We start from the raw sequence: 14,927 nt of genomic DNA on the forward strand, positions 1-14,927 counted from the left end.
CCAGAAGCACCGCAACGGCCGACGCGGCGCTCCGCAAGGGACGCACACCTGGAGCTTCTGCCCGATATTTCATGACAAGAGATCTCATGGCGGAAGGTGTATCGTCACGCCGCGCCGTCCGGCGGATCCTGCGCGTGCTCCGTCCCGGCCACGACATCCCCCTGCCCGCACCCGGCACCACCACACCCGTCAAAACCCCACCCGGCCTCTCCTTCAAACACATCACCCCACCACCCCCACAACAACAGATGCCACACCCACAAACCACCCCGGCACGCCCCGCCACCGACCTGCCCGGCCCGGTCGACCCGTCCCACTACCGACTCCCGGCACCGACCACCCACTGAACACCCCTCAGACCGGCGTCCGTGCGCCCCGCTTCGCCCTTTCTCGCCCCGCTTTCCCCTCACCCAGCCGATCCGGAGAAACTCTGGTGCCCGTACTGACCCGTCCTCGACGGACCGTCCCGTCGAAGAAGCTGCGCATCGTCCTGCTCGCCCTCGCCGGACTCGGCCTCATCGGTGCCACGGCGTTCATGGTCCTGTCGAAACAGGAAGGACCGCGCCCCGTCACCCTCGATGAGGCCCAGCGGCTGGCACTGGCCCGCTTCACCATGTACGAGGCCGGAACCGTGAAGGTCGATGCCACCGTCAAGGGCGGCGGGGGCACCACGACGGTGCACGGCCTGGTCGACTACCGCGCGCGGCACGCCGTCGGCCGGTACGCCGCGACCCGGGCCGGCGGCACGGAGTCCGGGATGATCGCCTGGGACGCCACCGGACTCGCTGTCCTCTCCGACCCCGACCCTGCTCCTGCCTCCGCCTCCGCGCACGGCGCCGACGGCGTGGCGGCGATCGTGAAGGCGGCCGCCGCCGCGAAACCGCGCTCCTGGTCGCCCCGCGCCTATACCGGGGACCCGCTCGACAGCGCGCTGCGCCTGATGATGTCGCTGGCGGCCGACCGCCCCGAAAACCCCCAACTGCTGACCCAGTCGGGCCCGCAGCACCTGCGCGAGGAGACTCTCGGCGGCACCGCCTACGCGGTCTTCTCCGGCCCCAGGCGCAGCGGCGGCGCCCGTGACAGCCGCTCACCACTGACGTACTGGGTCGACGGGGAAGGGCGGCTCGGCCGCATGGAGGCCCGCATCGCATCGTTGCCGGATCCGGCCCGCATGGACTTCGCCCCCGCGCCGGCCGGCCTGCGCGTCCCCACCCGGCCCTGGCCGGAAGGCCCCAGGCCCCCGCAGTCCTGAGCCGTCGCGGGATGCGGGCCGGCCCGTCGCGCGGGACCGGCCGACGGGCCACTGCGCGGGACCGGCCGAAAGACCGTCGCTCGGGGCCGGCCGAAAGACCACTGCACGGCCGTGAAGGGATCACGGCCGTGCGGTGACGAGTGGCGTCCGCACGCGACGGCGTCTGCGCGTGACGCGTTCTCCCACCGTGCGGCGGCCGGGAAGAGCCCGGCCCGGCCCCGGGGTCAGTCCAGTTGCTCCGGGCCGAGAGCCGGAATGCCGTCGGAGCCGAACCCTTCTCCCACCAACTGGTCGTCGTTCTTCGCGGCGGTGCTCTTCAAGGCGCGAATGGGCTGCTTGCGGCCGTAGATGTAGAGCCGGTCCCCGATCTCCAGCAGATCGAACAGCCGCTTCGCGTCCTTCACGTACATGTTGACGCAGCCGGCGGAGCCGGACTGGAACAGGTCCACTTCGGTGCCGTGGAGCGCCTGGCCGCCGTTGAAGAACTGGGAGTAGGGCATGGGCGCGTTGTCGTAGATCGTGGAGAAGAAGGTCTTGTTCTTCTGGTAGACGCGCTGCCATCCGGTGCGCGTCTCAAGTCCGGGCCGGCCGCTGCGGATGGGGACGGGCGCGAAGATCACCTTGTCCTCCTTCTGCACCCACAGGATCTGCCGCGACAGGTCGACGCAGGTCACGCGGTAGGACTTGACCGGGCACTCCTTGGCCGCGTTGGGGTTCTCGCGCACCTCGAACACCAGCAGCATCCGGTACGTGCGCAGGTCGGCCGCGCCGTTGACGGGCGTGGTGCCGATGCGCTCCTGCAGTTCCTTGATGGCGAGGCAGTCCTCCCCGGACATCCTGCCGTCCTGCGGGAGCCCGAGCTTCTTCTCCAACTGCCACTGGTAGGGGCCGGTCTCCGCGTCGCATTCGGCCGCGGGGGGTTCGCCCTCGGGTGCCGATGCGGCGTGCGACGCGGGGGCGGCGTACAGGCCGACCGCGGAGCCTCCGGTGGCGAGGACGAGGAGGGCGCACACGGAACGGAGTTCCGTTGCGAATCCAACGGTCACGTCATCTCCCTGATAGTCGGTTGCCGGTCGCGGTGGCACCGTGTCCGGATTCCCTTTTCAACTATCCGTGACGGTCCCTCATCCGCCACGCGGAGTACGCCGTTGGGGGCCCGATGAATTCCGGTCAAGGGGCGGCGGGAGGTCGGCGGTTGGCAAAGAGCCCCGCGAGGGGATGTCCGGCGGGCCCGTCTCCGGAACTCCGGACAATTACCGGATCATTGAGGGGCGGTCCGGGGTTCGCGATATCGAAATGCCCCGTCGCGGGGCGAAAACGCTCCGGGGTCGGGACCGGGCGTCCGAGTCGTGCGGCGGAGCGCGGGGTGGCACCCGAAATGCGAGGTGAGCCGTGCTGTGGACACCGGTGGCCGGAGGTGGAGAGAGGGCGCTCCTACCTCATGCGGCGAGGTGTCAGTACTCCGGGGCGCGGGGAAAAGCAGTCGTACGGTTTTCCGTCGCGTCACGGAACCCGGACTGATCTGCGACGCTTCGGCAACCGGTGGAACTTCGGAACTGTTTCGGTGCATCGGCCTATCGGGTTCTTCTCTCTCCTTCCCTCGGGGCTTGATTGAGTGGCGATTTATTTTCCGCTTATATACGGCACCTATCCGTTGTTTCGTGGAACCACAGAAGGGCTGACGTGTGACAACGAAGAAGGGCAGAGCGGCTGCCAGAGCCGGAGGGTTGGCAGCGCTGTCGGCGAGCGTCGCGGTCACCGCCGTGCTGCCCGCCGCCTCGGCGGCGGTCGCCGACGCCGGGGACGGCAGCCTGACGGTACGTGTCGTGCGCGAGGTGAACGCGAACGGCAAGTGGGACGACGTCCTGGAGCCCGGACTGGGCGGAGTGAAGGTGGTGCTCACCGACACCGCGGGCGCCTCCGTGACCGGCACCACCGAAGCGGACGGCACGGTCCGTCTGGTGCCGGGTGATCGGCTCGCGGGCGGCAAGTACCGTGTCGAGGTCAAGAACCCCGAGCCGGGAATCCTCTTCCCGGGGTTCGCGCTGCCCAAGGACGACCTGGGCGACCCGAGGACCCTGTCGTCCGATGTCGAGTTCGTCGACCTGGCCGGCGGCCGGAACGCCGAGGTGACCACCTCGTTCTGGAACCCCGGCGACTACTGCCAGAAGAACGCCGACCTGGTCACCGCCTGCATCAAGAGCGACGTACCGGGAATGAGCGACCCGGCGACGGCGCGGACCCTGGTCTCCCACCCCTACAACGCGCGCGGCAACGACGCGGAGACCACGGACCTCTCCACCAAGGCCCAGACCGGGTCGCTGTGGGGCATCGGCTACAGCAAGCAGAAGAAGTGGATCTTCTCGTCCGCCTTCGCCAAGCGCGGTGCGAACTACGGGCCCGGAGGCCCCGGCGCGATCTACCTGAGCGACCGGAGCACGGGAGAACTGAGCCGGTTCACCACCGTGCCGGACGCCGGCAGCACCCCGCACGACGCCGACACCGACATGGACCTCGCCTTCCGCACCGTGGTGGGCAAGGAGTCGCTGGGCGACGTCGACGTGAGCGAGGACGGCGAGGACCTGTACGTCGTCAACCTCAAGGACAAGAAGCTCTACCGCTACGACGCCACCGGGAAGACCGCGTCCGCGCCCAGGGCGTCGTACCCGATTCCCGACCCGGGGTGCTCCTCCGCGGGCGACTGGCGCCCCTTCGGCCTCGGCATCCAGGACGGCACCGTCTACGTCGGCGGTGTCTGCTCCGGTGAGTCCACGCAGAACCGTGACGACCTGCGGGCGGTCATCCAGACCTTCGCCCCGGCCTCCGGCAGCTTCACCGGCACGGTGATGAACGAGAAGCTCACCTACCCCCGCGGCCGGGCGAACCTCCCCGGCCCCTGCTACGGCGACAAGTGGTACCCGTGGCGCACCACCGTCCCGAACACCCAGGACGGAGCGGACTGCAAGTCGGCCCAGGAGATGGCCAGGGAGGTGCCGAACCCGACGCCGCTGCTGTCGGACATCGTGGTGGACACCGACGGCGAGCTGATCCTCGGCTTCCGCGACCGCTACGCCGACCAGTACGGCAGCTACATCGTGTACGAGGCGGGCAGCCCGCGCACCGTGCAGACCTTCGCGGGCGGTGACCTCAACCGCGCGTGCAAGAAGGGCGGCACGTTCGTCCTGGACGCCAACGGCGGCTGCGCCGACAACGCCACCCCCGCCAACAGCGGGAACCAGGCGGAGGACGTCAAGGAGTTCTACCCCGGTGAATTCCGGCTGGGCGGCTACCACCAGGAGGCGGCCCTCGGCGGTGTGACGCTGTCCAAGGTCGAGGAGACCGTCGCCGCCGCGGTGTACGACCCGGTCGACGTCGTCCACACCTCGGGCACGGGCTTCTTCGACCGTGCGGACGGCACCGTCGCCGCGGGCATGGGCAACCAGCTGACCAACTCGTTCGGCAAGGCCGGCGGCCTGGGCGACCTCGAAGTGCTGTGCGACGAGGCGCCGTTCCAGATCGGCAACCGCGTCTGGTACGACAACGGCAAGAACATGAAGGACGGCCGGCAGGACCCGGACGAGAAGCCGGTCGCGGGTGCCACGGTCAACCTCTACGACCGCGCGGGCAAGAAGATCGCGACGACGAAGACCAACGCGCGGGGCGAGTACTACTTCGACTCCACACTGGTCAAGAACGTCGAGCCCGAGGACTGGGGCGCCGGCCGCGAGTACGTGGTACGGATGGACAACCCGGCCGACTACGAGCCGGGAGGTCCGCTCGACGGCTGGATGCCCACCCAGTTCGACCAGGGCGACACGGCGGCCAACTCCAAGGGCAGGACCGGTCCGGGCGAGGACGCGTACCCCTTCTACGGCTTCTCCGCGGGCGGCCCCGGCGAGAACGACCACGACATCGACTTCGGTTTCGTCGAGCCGACGCGCATCGTCCTCACCAAGAAGGACAGCCGCACCGGTGAGGCGGTGCTCGGCGCCGTCTTCCAGCTGTGGCGGGAGAGCAACGGCAGGCCCGGCCTCCAGCGCACCGGCCCCGACCGCGACACCCGGGCCGACGCCGGCTGCGCGACCGACTCCCGCGGCACGTGCACGTTCACACGCATCCAGGTCGGCTCCTACTACCTGGTCGAGACCGATGTGCCCGAGGGGTACCTGAAGCCCGAGAACCCCGTCACCCCGCTGGAGGTCACCACGCGCAACTGCAAGAACAACCCGCTCGAGGTCACCCTCACCAACAAGCCCGGTGAGCCCGGAAAGAAGAACGGGCAGCGGTAGACCCACGCGGTCCGGAAGGCCCGGAGCACGACCCGACCCTCCCGGCAGGCACAACCCGCCGACGGACCGCAGGCACCGACGCCGGCCCCCGGAGCACGAGCTCCGGGGGCCGGCGCCGTCCGGGGACCGGGTGGTTCCCGCGCGTTTTCGGGGCAGCGCCCCTTCGGCCGGCCGTCACATCGCCCCGGAGCCGCGCCGCCCCTTCGCGGTACTCCTTCACGGGGCGGTGGGGGCGTCGTCGGGCGGGGTGTCCATCAAGGCCGGCGGAGCGGGTGCTCCGGAGCCCGCCCGTCACCGTTCGGCCCCCGACGCGGGGGAACGGTTCCAGTTGTTTCCCGCCTGCCTGCCCGCCCGCCCGCTCGTTCCGGACGGCGTGGTCGAACCCCCTTGAGGTGTGCCGCGGTTGAGGCGACCGCCGCTATTCTTCTACAGTTGTGTAGAAGGTGCGGGGAGGGGTGCGTGCGCGCTCTGGTTCCCCGTGCCCGTCCATTGCTTCTGGGAGGGTGTCATGGCTTCGATCGACCTGGACAAGGTGCTGGACAAGGCGTGGGCGGACAAGAGCCTGCCCGAGATCCTCGCGGCTCCGGTCGCCGCGCTCAAGGGGGTGTCCGACCGGGACGGCGAACTCCTCCAGGAGGCGTTCGGGGTCAAGACGGTCTCCGACCTCGCGGAACTGAAGTACGCGCGCTGGGCCCAGGCGCTCGCCGCGCTCGACGTCGCCCCGAAGTAGTCCGGCCGGCCGTCATCGGTGCCCTTCGCCTCCGCGGGGGCGTCGATGCGGTCGAGGGCCGGTCGGCGGACACGCGCCGGAAAGGCCACGATCCTTTTGTCCTCCGAGGTGTCGACCGTGCCGATCGATGAAACCGTGTGGGAAACCGCCCTGCTCGACGGCGGGCCCGCTGACGGCGTGCGCGTCCGTGTGGCGGGACGGCCCGATGTGATTCAGGTGACCCGTCCGTGCGAGGTGGAGCCCCCGCACGGTCATGTGCGTGCGGCTGCTTTCTATGTCTACCGGCGGAGCGGTCATGAGCCCGAGGGGCTGCGCTACGGCTTCGATCCGGCGAGCCCCTGAGACCGATGGGGCTGTCGCGCCGCGGTGCGGGCGCTCTGCGGTCAGGGGGCGCTCCGGCAGGGAGCGATTGCCGGGGCGGGCTGCGCGGAGAGCTGTTCGGCCACGAGCCGTATCACGGTGAGGGTGGCGGGGGCTTCGATGAAGTAGACCTGGCGCCGCCCGTCCCTGCGGGCACCGACGAGCCCGGCTCTCTTGAGGGCGGCAAGGTGCTGACTGATGGTGGAGGGTGCCCCGCCGACCTGGTCCAAGAGGTCCGTCACGTTGGTTTCCCCCTGTGCCAGGGCCTGAAGGATGCGCAGGCGCGCCGGGGAGGCCAGGAGTCCGAAGGTCGCGGCTGTCTGCTCCAGGGTCTTGTCGGGTGCACCCCCGAGAGCGCCTCTGTCGTCCGCCGTCACCTGCTCGTCCCCCTCTCCGGCCGACGGCGGCGCGCGCTGTCCGGATCTGCGCGCGCTGCTCGGCTCCGGCTCGTTCCGGGGCGGTCCTCCCGCCCCGTGCTTCTACATGAATGTAGATGACCTGAGGGTATACGGCCCGAAGTGCCGAACCGCACACGCGAGGTGAAGGGGCGGACGCAGGCGCCGGCCGCGCGAAGTGCGCCTTCCGTTTCGTGAGCGGGGCGGATCGGCGTGCTGTGGCCGATCGCCGCTTCGGAGCGGTTCACGGCCCGTTCCTGACCGGCCGGTCGGGGCGAGGGGGCGTTCCCCTCGCCCCGACGGGTCAGATGGGGGTGGCGGCCTGCAGGATGAGGACGAGGGTGAGCGCCGCGTTCGCCGACGACAGCGCCGACACGGCCGCGCCCGCCGCGGCTCCCCAGGCGGCCAGCCCGACGGTGGTGAACACCGGCGGCCAGATCCGCGTGGTGGGAGCCGGTCCGAGCAGGGCCGCCACCCGCCGCGGCACCGGCCCCGCGGCGGCGAAGTGGGCGAGCGTCGCCACGGGCGCGCCCTGGGAGAACAGGGCGGACTTGCCGACCGCCACGGCCACGGTTCGGCGGCTGCCGACCGCGAGTGCCGCCTCCTCGTCCGCCCATCGCTCCGCGGAGTAGGCGACGGCGGTGCGCAGCGGGCGCAGGAACGGGTTCGCGCGCGCCGCGAGTTGCACGGTGAGCAGGAAACGGTGGTGGCGGCGGGCCAGATGGGCCCGCTCGTGGGCGAACAGGGCCCGTCGCTCGGGTCCGTTCAGCCCGGCCAGCATCCCGGTGGTGACGACGATCCTGTTCCGCCTGCCGGGCAGGGCGTAGGCGTACGGGACGTGGTCGGGGAGCACCGCCACGGATGTGCTGGGCAGGCCGGACAGGGCGTGCTCGGCCCGTCGCCGCACCCGGTGGTGCCGCCACACGGCCTGCGCGCACGCGGCGAGCACGGCGAGCAGGGCCGGAATGGCGGCGCGGCCGGCCACCTCGTCGTAGGGAACGGCTTTGCGCACCTCCGGGTCCGACCAGCCGTCCGGGAGCGGGTTGCCGGGCAACTGCGCGGTGCCGACCACCATCAGCAGGGCCAGGCACAGCGTGCTGCACACCGCGAGCACGGCTGCGGCGCCCGTCAGCAACCAGGTCGCGGTCCTGGGGTGCAGGTGTTGCTCGGCGAGGCGCGCGATCGGCCATGCCGTCAAGGGCAGTACCAGAGGAAGGAAGACGAAGACCCCCATGCGGCTACTCTTCCTCCTCCGTCGACGGTTTCGCCAGCAGGTCTCGCAGCAGCCGCTCGTCGCCGGGCGAGAGCGCGGTCACGAAACTTGCCAGCACGGCTTCGCGGTCCGCCCCGGAGTCCAGGACCTTCCGCATCCGCAGGGCGGCGAGACCGGCCTCGTCGGCGACCGCCGTCCATTTGAAGGAGCGGCCGGCGCGCTCGCGCACCACCGCGCCCTTGACCTGCAGCCGGGTGAGGATGGTCATCACCGTGGTGTAGGCAAGACCCGCACCGAGGCGTTCCTGGACCCAGGCCGCGGTGACCGGCTCGGGTGCCTGGCGCAGCGCGGCAAGCACCTGCGTCTCCAGTTCCCCCTGGCCGCGTCGGCGCGTCGTGTGCTCGCTGTTGTGGTCCGTCATGCCGTCGGTCTCCCGCCTCCCTGCCCCGCCTGCCGCTGGGGCCGGTTCATCGTACTGACCTGCCACCTGCCCGTCCCCCGCCGTTTCCCCGGCCTCCACCACGGCCGTACGAACTCGGTCGGCGCCCACCGGGCCCGGTGCTCCGCCGGGTGCGCCCGACGCGCCTGCCCCCGAGCTCGTCGGGGCCCTGCGGGGGCGGACGTGCGGCGACGGCCCGTCCCGCTTCCCGCCCGCCCGTCATTCCTCGTCCGGCATCGGGGAGGGGCCGAGGCGTCGCGCGTCCTCGCGATTCCTTCCACTCCCATCATTATCTACATCGTTGTAGATTTCCCTCTTCGGTCCCGCCGCCCTCTCTCCGGGGCGCGGGTATGTCCCGCCCGGAACTTCTACAGTGTTGTAGATTTTGCGGGGACTGGTGATGCGGCATCGAGCCGGCACGCCTCGGCTCTGGAGGAGGAGCACGGTGGGAGTCACACTGACCAAGGGGCAGCGGATCGGCCTGGACAAGGGCGACGGCGGGAAGCTGGACGTGGTGCGCATGGGACTGGGCTGGCAGGCCGCGCCCCGCAAGGGTTTCCTCGCCAGGTTCGCCGCCAAGGAGATCGACCTCGACGCGTCCGCGGTGCTCTTCGCCGGCCGGGAGCCCGTGGACGTCGTCTTCTTCCAGCATCTGGTCAGCGACGACGGTTCGGTCCGCCACACCGGCGACAACCTCGTCGGGGGTGTGGGGCAGGGCGATGACGACGAGTCGATCCTCGTGGATCTGCCACGCCTTCCTGCCCACGTCGACCAGATCGTCTTCACGGTCAACTGCTTCACCGGCCAGACCTTCGCGGAGGTGGAGAACGCCTTCTGCCGCCTCGTCGACGAGAACAGCGGCCAGGAGCTCGCCCGCTACACCCTCTCCGGCGGAGGGGCCCACACCGCTCAGGTCATGGCCAAGGTCCACCGCGTGGGCGGCGGATGGGTCATGTCCGCCATCGGGGAATCGGTCAACGGCCGTACGTTCCAGGACTTGATGCCGGCCATCGCCGGTCACCTCTGACCTGACCGCCTCGTCACCTGCCATCCGGAAGGAAGAAGACGGACGCCCATGCTCGGCATCAGCGAACTCGCCATCCTGCTCATCGTCGTCATACTGATCTTCGGCGCCAAAAAGCTGCCCGAACTCGCCCGTTCCATGGGCAAGTCGGCCCGCATCCTCAAGAGCGAGGCCAAGGCGATGAAGTCCGATCAGGCATCGGACCCTTCTGCCGCGGCGGGTGCGCCGTCCCCCGGACCTGCCGGCCCGCAGGTCATCGGGGCCGCCCCCGGCGACATCACCGGCCCTCCCGCTCCGCGGCCCGACAGCGACATCCCCCGGACCTGAACCCGCTCGCGCCCCGCCCCGCGCACGCACCGGCGAGGATGCGGCGAAGGACGTGATTGACCCGGGCCGGGGCGCCGGGCGTCAGTCCTGGTCCGTCGCGGACAGGGCTTCGGTGACCATGCGGGTGGCGAAGTCGCGGTCGTCGGTGAGCCGGTTGATGTGCTCCGCGAGCAGCAGGGCCGTGGCCTCCAGCGGGCTCATCTCGCTTTCCGTCCAGTCCCCGTACTGCTTGCGCCACAGGTTGGGGCTCAGGCCGGTGCCGGCCGCGACGACCAGGCCGGTCATGGTGGGAATCGCTTCGGGAGGGATGCTCCTGGGCATCATGCGCATCGAGGCCACGAAGCCCGGCACCACGTACTCGATGGCATCCTTGTCGTGCTTCTCGTAGGTCACCCGCAACCACCGCATGAAGACGTAGACGAGGGTGCACATGCCGTCCACCACGTCATCGACTTCCTCGGGGCCCAGCGACGCGGCGAACCGGTCCGTCAATCGCTGCTGTTCCGAGTCGGTTCCGGCCCGGTTGTCGTGGACGGCTTTGAGCCGGGAGTCGATCGCCATGATCGCCATGCCCACATCGCCGACCGGGGCATGAGCGGGGTCGCAGGGTGATGGCATGGGTTCCTCCCGTGGTGACCGTGGGCGACGCGACGTGTCCTTACGGTAGCCGCCGATGGGGTGGAGCGGAGCGCTGCCCATGGGGCGGCCGTCGTGCAGAGGAGGGAGGAGGGGGCGGAAGCCGGTCGGCACGGTCGCCCCCGGCGGGACACCGCCGGAAGCCGGACAGCACGCCGCGGGGGGAAGCCGGGACCGTCGGTACCGGGCGCGAGGGCGTGTGCGAAGCCGGTGCGGCAGCCCGCCGTCACACGGTCCCGGAGCCGCGCCGCCCCTTGTAGTTGATCTTCATGGTGTCCATGTCCGTCACCGTGGAGCGCAGTTCGCCGTGACCGCAGCCGCGCTCCCGGAGGTGGGTCTCCGCACGGTCCTCGGCGATGGCCCCCGCCATCTCCTCGCCGTCCGCGGCGGCGGACACGACCACGTAGCGGAAGCTGAAGTGCTTGAGCACCCGGTCGTACGCGAGCGAGCCCTCCTCGGTGAACTGCATGGCGCTCAGCCCGTGCTCGTCCACCTCGGCCAGCAGCCGGGCACGCGCCTCGTCCGTCAGGCCGTCCCAGGTGCCCCGGACGATCACTCGGTAGGTGTGCTGCGCGCTCATCGTGTTCCGCCCCGCGTTCTTTTCCCGTACGTGCCGCATCGGCCACCGCTCGTGGACCGTGAAGGGCCAAGGGTACGGCGGCACGGGGCCGGGCGCGCCCGGATTGTCGCCGCGCGGGGCGGGCCGGGGCGGTGCGCCGCCCGTTCCCTTTGCGGAAGTCTGACGGTGGAGCCCCTGGCCGGGGCGTTGTCCAGCGTGTTCCATGGTCATCGGGGCGCCCGGACCCGCGGCGGCCCGCGCGAGGGAGCGAGGTTGCCTTGGCCACGACCGTACGACGTGCCGTACTGACTCTGCCCGCCGCACCACTGGGCCCGGAGAATCCGCTGCCCGCCCTGCGGCCGCTCGACCGGACACATGCCGTCGACGAACGCACCCGGGCCGCGCTGCCGCGCGACATGGCGCGCCAGATCGGCTGCGCGCAGCCGGCCACCGTGCTGCCGACGCGCGTCCTGGACGGTTACGGGCGCGAGCGCGTCCCCACCGACCTGGACGCGATCGTCATCGAGAACGACCGGCTGCGGGCCACCGTCCTGCCCGGCCTCGGCGGTCGCGTCCACTCCCTCCACCACAAGCCGACCGGTCGCGAACTCCTCTACACCAACCCCGTGCTGCAACCGGCCGACTTCGCGCTCAACGGCGCCTGGTTCTCCGGCGGCATCGAGTGGAACATCGGTGCCACGGGCCACAGCACCCTGTCCTGCGCCCCGCTGCACGCCGCCCGGGTGCCCGCGCCCGACGGCGGCGAGATGGTCCGCCTCTGGGAGTGGGAACGGCTGCGCGACCTGCCGTTCCAGGTGGACCTGTGGCTGCCCGACGACTCCGACTTCCTCCACGTCGGCGTACGGATACGCAATCCGCACGAGCACACCGCACCCGTCTACTGGTGGTCCAACACCGCCGTGCCCGAGGGCGGGCGCACCCGCGTCCTGGCCCCCGCCGACGAGGCGTGGCACTTCGGGTACGAGCGTGCCCTGACCCGGGTCCCGGTCCCGGTGTCCGGCTCCGTCGACCGTACGTACCCGACGCGCGGCGAGTTCCCCGCCGACTACTTCTACGAGGTGCCCGACGGGGCCCGCCGCTGGATCGCCTCCCTCGACGGGGACGGCCACGGACTCGTCCAGACGTCGACCGATCTGCTGCGCGGCCGGAAACTGTTCCTCTGGGGCGGCGGCACGGGCGGCCGGCGCTGGCAGGAATGGCTCACCGAACCCGGCACCGCCGGCTACGCCGAGATCCAGGCCGGCCTCGCCCGCACCCAGCTGGAACACGTCCCCCTCGAACCGGGGGAGGAGTTCAGCTGGCTGGAGGCGTACGGGCCGCTGTCCGCGGACCCCCGAGCCGTGCACGGCGACGACTGGGCGGCGGCCCGTACGGAGACGGAACGGCGGCTGGACCGGGCGCTGCCGCGCGCCGACGTCGATGCCGCGTACGCCGCCTGGCGCCCGTTCGCCGACACCGAACCCGGCGAGTCGCTCGCCACCGGTTCCGGCTGGGGCGCCCTGGAGGTCCGGCGCGGCGGGTACGAACTGCCCGGCACCCCGTTCGCCGACACCACCCTCGGCGAACCGCAGCGCCCCTGGCTGGAGTTGCTGGACCAGGGCGCCTTCCCCGAACCGCTCGGGGCGAGGCCGCCGGGCCCCTCCCTGGTCTCCCCGCACTGGCGCGACATGCTGGAGACGGCGCCCGCCGACCCCCTCACCGAGTACCACCTCGGCGTCGCCCAGTGGCACGCGGGCGACCGCGCCCAGGCCGTGCGCAGCTGGGAACGCGGTCTGGCGCTCGCCCCGTCCCGCTGGCCGCTGCTGCGGTGCCTGGCCGTCGCGGCCGGGGAGGGCGGCCAGCGGGACCGGGCCGCGGACCTCTGCGCCGAGGCCTTCGACGACCTGCGCGCGCGGCGCCACGGCGACGGGGAGGGGACGGCCGCCGAGGCGGCGCTGGGCCGCGAGGCGGTGGAGGCACTGCTGGCGGCCGGACGTCCCGGAGGGGCCAGGACCGTGTGGGCCGCGCTGAGCCCGGAGATCCGGCGGCGCGGCCGCTTCCGCCTGCTGGAGGCCCGGTTGCTGCTCGCCGAGGGGGACCGGGCGGGCGCCCGGTCCGTCTTCGAGGAGGGCTTCGAGGTCGCGGACCTGCGGGAGGGCGCGGAGATCCTCGGCGAGGTGTGGGCCCTGATCACGGACGACCCGCTGCCGGACAGGTACGACTACCGGATGCGTCCGACGAGTTGACGCCCCGTCCGGTCCGGCCCGGGGCCTCAGCCGACCGGGCCGGACGACAGGGCGCGGTCGACGTACTCGAAGACCGAACCGTCCGGGTGCACGGCGATCAGATTGCGGCCCACCGGCGTCGGCACCGGCCCGGCGAGAACACGGGCCCCGACGCGGGAGAGTGCGGCGTGGGCGGCGTCGACGTCCTTGACCGCGATCGTCGCCGTCACCTTGCGCAGGATCTCCAGCTCCGACTCCGGACCGCTCATCAGGAGGAAGCAACTGATCGCGGCGACCGAGACCCCGCCGCGCTCGAAGCGCAGCGCCGAACTGCCGGTGAGGTCCTCGTAGAAGGCCACGGCGGCCTCCAGGTCGTCGACGCAGATGCGCAGCGTGGTTCCCAGAATGTCCATGTGCACAAGGGTAGTTGGCGGTCCGTCAGCGCGTGATCGATTCAGGAACGCGTCCTTCCGGGGCGTACGGGGGCGGCTTCTTCCCCGTACGCCCCGCGGTTCGCGGGATCAGGCCCGGCAGAGCACCTCGCCGTGCGGAACCATGAACCAGGCGTCGTCCCGGGTGCCCCACTCGCGCCAGGCCGCGGCGATCGCGGACAGCTCGTCGGAGGTCGCGTGGCCGCCCTCGACGGCGAGTTCGGCGTAGACCGAGTCGACCGTGCGGTCCGCCCACAGGCCGCTCCACCAGTCCCGGCTCTCCGGAGTGGCGAAGCACCAACTGGCGGAGGTCGCGGTGACATCGGTGAAGCCCGCCCGGCGGGCCCAGGACAGCAGCCGGCGGCCCGCGTCCGGCTCGCCGCCGTTGGCGCGGGCGACCCGGCGGTACAGCTCCAGCCAGGTGTCCAGGACGGGGAGCTCGGGATACCAGGCCATCGCCGCGTAGTCGCTGTCGCGGGCCGCAACGATGCCGCCGGGGCGACAGACGCGCCGCATCTCGCGCAGGGCCCGCACCGGGTCGCCCACGTGCTGGAGCACCTGGTGGGCGTGGACGACGTCGAAGGAGTCGTCGGGGAAGTCCAGGTCGTGCACGTCGGCCACGGCGAACTCGACGTTCTCCAGGCCGCGTCCGGACGCCGTGCCGGCCGCCCGGGTCAGGATCTCGCCGGCGGTGTCGACGCCGGTCACCCGGCCGGGGGAGACCAGTTCGGCCAGATCCGCGGTGATGGTGCCCGGCCCGCAGCCGACGTCCAGCACGGTCATTCCCGGGCGGAGTTCACCGATCAGGTACGCGGCGGAGTTGGCGGCGGTGCGCCAGCTGTGCGAGCGCAGCACCGACTCGTGGTGTCCATGGGTGTAGACGGCGGTCTCGTTCGGCATGGCCGTGGATCCCTTCTCGGAACGCGGCCGGAAACCGGACCGCGAAGCGCTGATCGGTACGGCCACCGTACGCCGGTATGTCGCATCATGAGATGCGCGTCTTGATATCTGGGACGCCTTCTGTGGGGCGGCGGGTGACGGGAGTTG

The 14,927-nt window shown here is 71.4% G+C and carries 15 protein-coding genes; 7 read left to right on the plus strand and 8 right to left on the minus strand.

All coding sequences use genetic code 11. The annotated features are described in order from the left end of the window. Positions 1-433: 433 nt before the first annotated feature. On the plus strand, positions 434-1,252 hold the full coding sequence (locus EAO76_RS36035) for a hypothetical protein (protein ID WP_148840268.1): 819 nt from the start codon (positions 434-436) through the stop codon (positions 1,250-1,252). Between the two features lie 224 nt (positions 1,253-1,476). On the opposite strand, the gene EAO76_RS36040 is transcribed toward EAO76_RS36035, so the two are convergent. Beyond that, positions 1,477-2,298, minus strand: coding sequence for a L,D-transpeptidase (locus tag EAO76_RS36040; RefSeq protein WP_262375972.1), 822 nt, complete (start codon positions 2,296-2,298; stop codon positions 1,477-1,479). Positions 2,299-2,979: 681 nt separating this feature from the next. On the opposite strand from EAO76_RS36040, the gene EAO76_RS36045 reads away from it, so the two are divergent. The 3 genes from EAO76_RS36045 (at position 2,980) to EAO76_RS36055 (ending at position 6,613) form a co-directional block, all read left to right on the plus strand. Continuing rightward, positions 2,980-5,541, plus strand: coding sequence for an SdrD B-like domain-containing protein (locus EAO76_RS36045; protein WP_148840269.1), 2,562 nt, complete (start codon positions 2,980-2,982; stop codon positions 5,539-5,541). Positions 5,542-6,049: 508 nt separating this feature from the next. Continuing rightward, entirely contained in the window at positions 6,050-6,271 is a 222-nt protein-coding gene (locus tag EAO76_RS36050) for a hypothetical protein (protein WP_148840270.1), read from the plus strand. 117 nt (positions 6,272-6,388) lie between these two features. After that, complete coding sequence (locus EAO76_RS36055; protein ID WP_262375973.1) at positions 6,389-6,613, plus strand: hypothetical protein; 225 nt, start codon at positions 6,389-6,391, stop codon at positions 6,611-6,613. A gap of 41 nt (positions 6,614-6,654) precedes the next feature. On the opposite strand, the gene EAO76_RS36060 is transcribed toward EAO76_RS36055, so the two are convergent. The 3 genes from EAO76_RS36060 to EAO76_RS36070 all read right to left on the minus strand — a co-directional run bounded on the left by EAO76_RS36060 (position 6,655) and on the right by EAO76_RS36070 (position 8,660). Continuing rightward, a complete protein-coding gene (locus EAO76_RS36060) occupies positions 6,655-7,008 on the minus strand; it encodes a helix-turn-helix transcriptional regulator (protein WP_148840271.1) in 354 nt (117 codons plus the stop codon). Positions 7,009-7,330: 322 nt separating this feature from the next. After that, on the minus strand, positions 7,331-8,260 hold the full coding sequence (locus tag EAO76_RS36065; RefSeq protein WP_148840272.1) for a M56 family metallopeptidase: 930 nt from the start codon (positions 8,258-8,260) through the stop codon (positions 7,331-7,333). A 4-nt stretch (positions 8,261-8,264) separates the two neighbouring features. After that, positions 8,265-8,660 carry a BlaI/MecI/CopY family transcriptional regulator gene (locus tag EAO76_RS36070; RefSeq protein WP_148840273.1) on the minus strand — a complete coding sequence of 132 codons (396 nt, stop codon included), beginning with the start codon at positions 8,658-8,660 and terminating at the stop codon, positions 8,265-8,267. A gap of 463 nt (positions 8,661-9,123) precedes the next feature. On the opposite strand from EAO76_RS36070, the gene EAO76_RS36075 reads away from it, so the two are divergent. Both EAO76_RS36075 and tatA read left to right on the plus strand, forming a co-directional pair. Beyond that, complete coding sequence (locus EAO76_RS36075; protein ID WP_148840274.1) at positions 9,124-9,705, plus strand: TerD family protein; 582 nt, start codon at positions 9,124-9,126, stop codon at positions 9,703-9,705. Positions 9,706-9,753: 48 nt separating this feature from the next. Continuing rightward, on the plus strand, positions 9,754-10,029 hold the full coding sequence (gene tatA, locus EAO76_RS36080) for a Sec-independent protein translocase subunit TatA (protein WP_148840275.1): 276 nt from the start codon (positions 9,754-9,756) through the stop codon (positions 10,027-10,029). Positions 10,030-10,110: 81 nt separating this feature from the next. Here the strand turns inward: tatA and EAO76_RS36085 are convergent, their stop codons facing one another. Together EAO76_RS36085 and EAO76_RS36090 are read right to left on the minus strand one after the other, a co-directional pair. Next, positions 10,111-10,647 (minus strand): hypothetical protein, encoded by a 537-nt coding sequence (locus EAO76_RS36085; RefSeq protein ID WP_148840276.1) that lies wholly within the window; start codon positions 10,645-10,647, stop codon positions 10,111-10,113. Positions 10,648-10,891: 244 nt separating this feature from the next. Continuing rightward, on the minus strand, positions 10,892-11,245 hold the full coding sequence (locus EAO76_RS36090) for a DUF6204 family protein (protein ID WP_148840277.1): 354 nt from the start codon (positions 11,243-11,245) through the stop codon (positions 10,892-10,894). Positions 11,246-11,502: 257 nt separating this feature from the next. Here EAO76_RS36090 and EAO76_RS36095 point away from each other — a divergent pair, with 257 nt between their 5' ends. Beyond that, positions 11,503-13,470, plus strand: coding sequence for a DUF5107 domain-containing protein (locus EAO76_RS36095; protein WP_148840278.1), 1,968 nt, complete (start codon positions 11,503-11,505; stop codon positions 13,468-13,470). A gap of 26 nt (positions 13,471-13,496) precedes the next feature. On the opposite strand, the gene EAO76_RS36100 is transcribed toward EAO76_RS36095, so the two are convergent. Further along, the gene (locus EAO76_RS36100; RefSeq protein ID WP_148840279.1) at positions 13,497-13,862 is read right to left on the minus strand and encodes a VOC family protein; all 366 of its coding nucleotides are present in this window, start codon (positions 13,860-13,862) and stop codon (positions 13,497-13,499) included. Between the two features lie 108 nt (positions 13,863-13,970). After that, on the minus strand, positions 13,971-14,780 hold the full coding sequence (locus EAO76_RS36105) for a class I SAM-dependent methyltransferase (RefSeq protein WP_148840280.1): 810 nt from the start codon (positions 14,778-14,780) through the stop codon (positions 13,971-13,973). Positions 14,781-14,927 lie beyond the last annotated feature (147 nt).

Source organism: Streptomyces sp. sk2.1 (assembly GCF_008120935.1).
Taxonomy (GTDB): domain Bacteria; phylum Actinomycetota; class Actinomycetes; order Streptomycetales; family Streptomycetaceae; genus Streptomyces.

What these genes read in the sequence shown, in the direction of transcription:
- EAO76_RS36050 (WP_148840270.1), top strand. Translation starts at nt 6,050, where the DNA reads ATGGCTTCGATCGACCTGGACAAGGTGCTGGACAAGGCGTGGGCGGAC.
- EAO76_RS36065 (WP_148840272.1), bottom strand. Translation starts at nt 8,260, where the DNA reads ATGGGGGTCTTCGTCTTCCTTCCTCTGGTACTGCCCTTGACGGCATGG.
- EAO76_RS36070 (WP_148840273.1), bottom strand. Translation starts at nt 8,660, where the DNA reads ATGACGGACCACAACAGCGAGCACACGACGCGCCGACGCGGCCAGGGG.
- tatA (WP_148840275.1), top strand. Translation starts at nt 9,754, where the DNA reads ATGCTCGGCATCAGCGAACTCGCCATCCTGCTCATCGTCGTCATACTG.
- EAO76_RS36085 (WP_148840276.1), bottom strand. Translation starts at nt 10,647, where the DNA reads ATGCCATCACCCTGCGACCCCGCTCATGCCCCGGTCGGCGATGTGGGC.
- EAO76_RS36090 (WP_148840277.1), bottom strand. Translation starts at nt 11,245, where the DNA reads ATGAGCGCGCAGCACACCTACCGAGTGATCGTCCGGGGCACCTGGGAC.
- EAO76_RS36100 (WP_148840279.1), bottom strand. Translation starts at nt 13,862, where the DNA reads ATGGACATTCTGGGAACCACGCTGCGCATCTGCGTCGACGACCTGGAG.
- EAO76_RS36105 (WP_148840280.1), bottom strand. Translation starts at nt 14,780, where the DNA reads ATGCCGAACGAGACCGCCGTCTACACCCATGGACACCACGAGTCGGTG.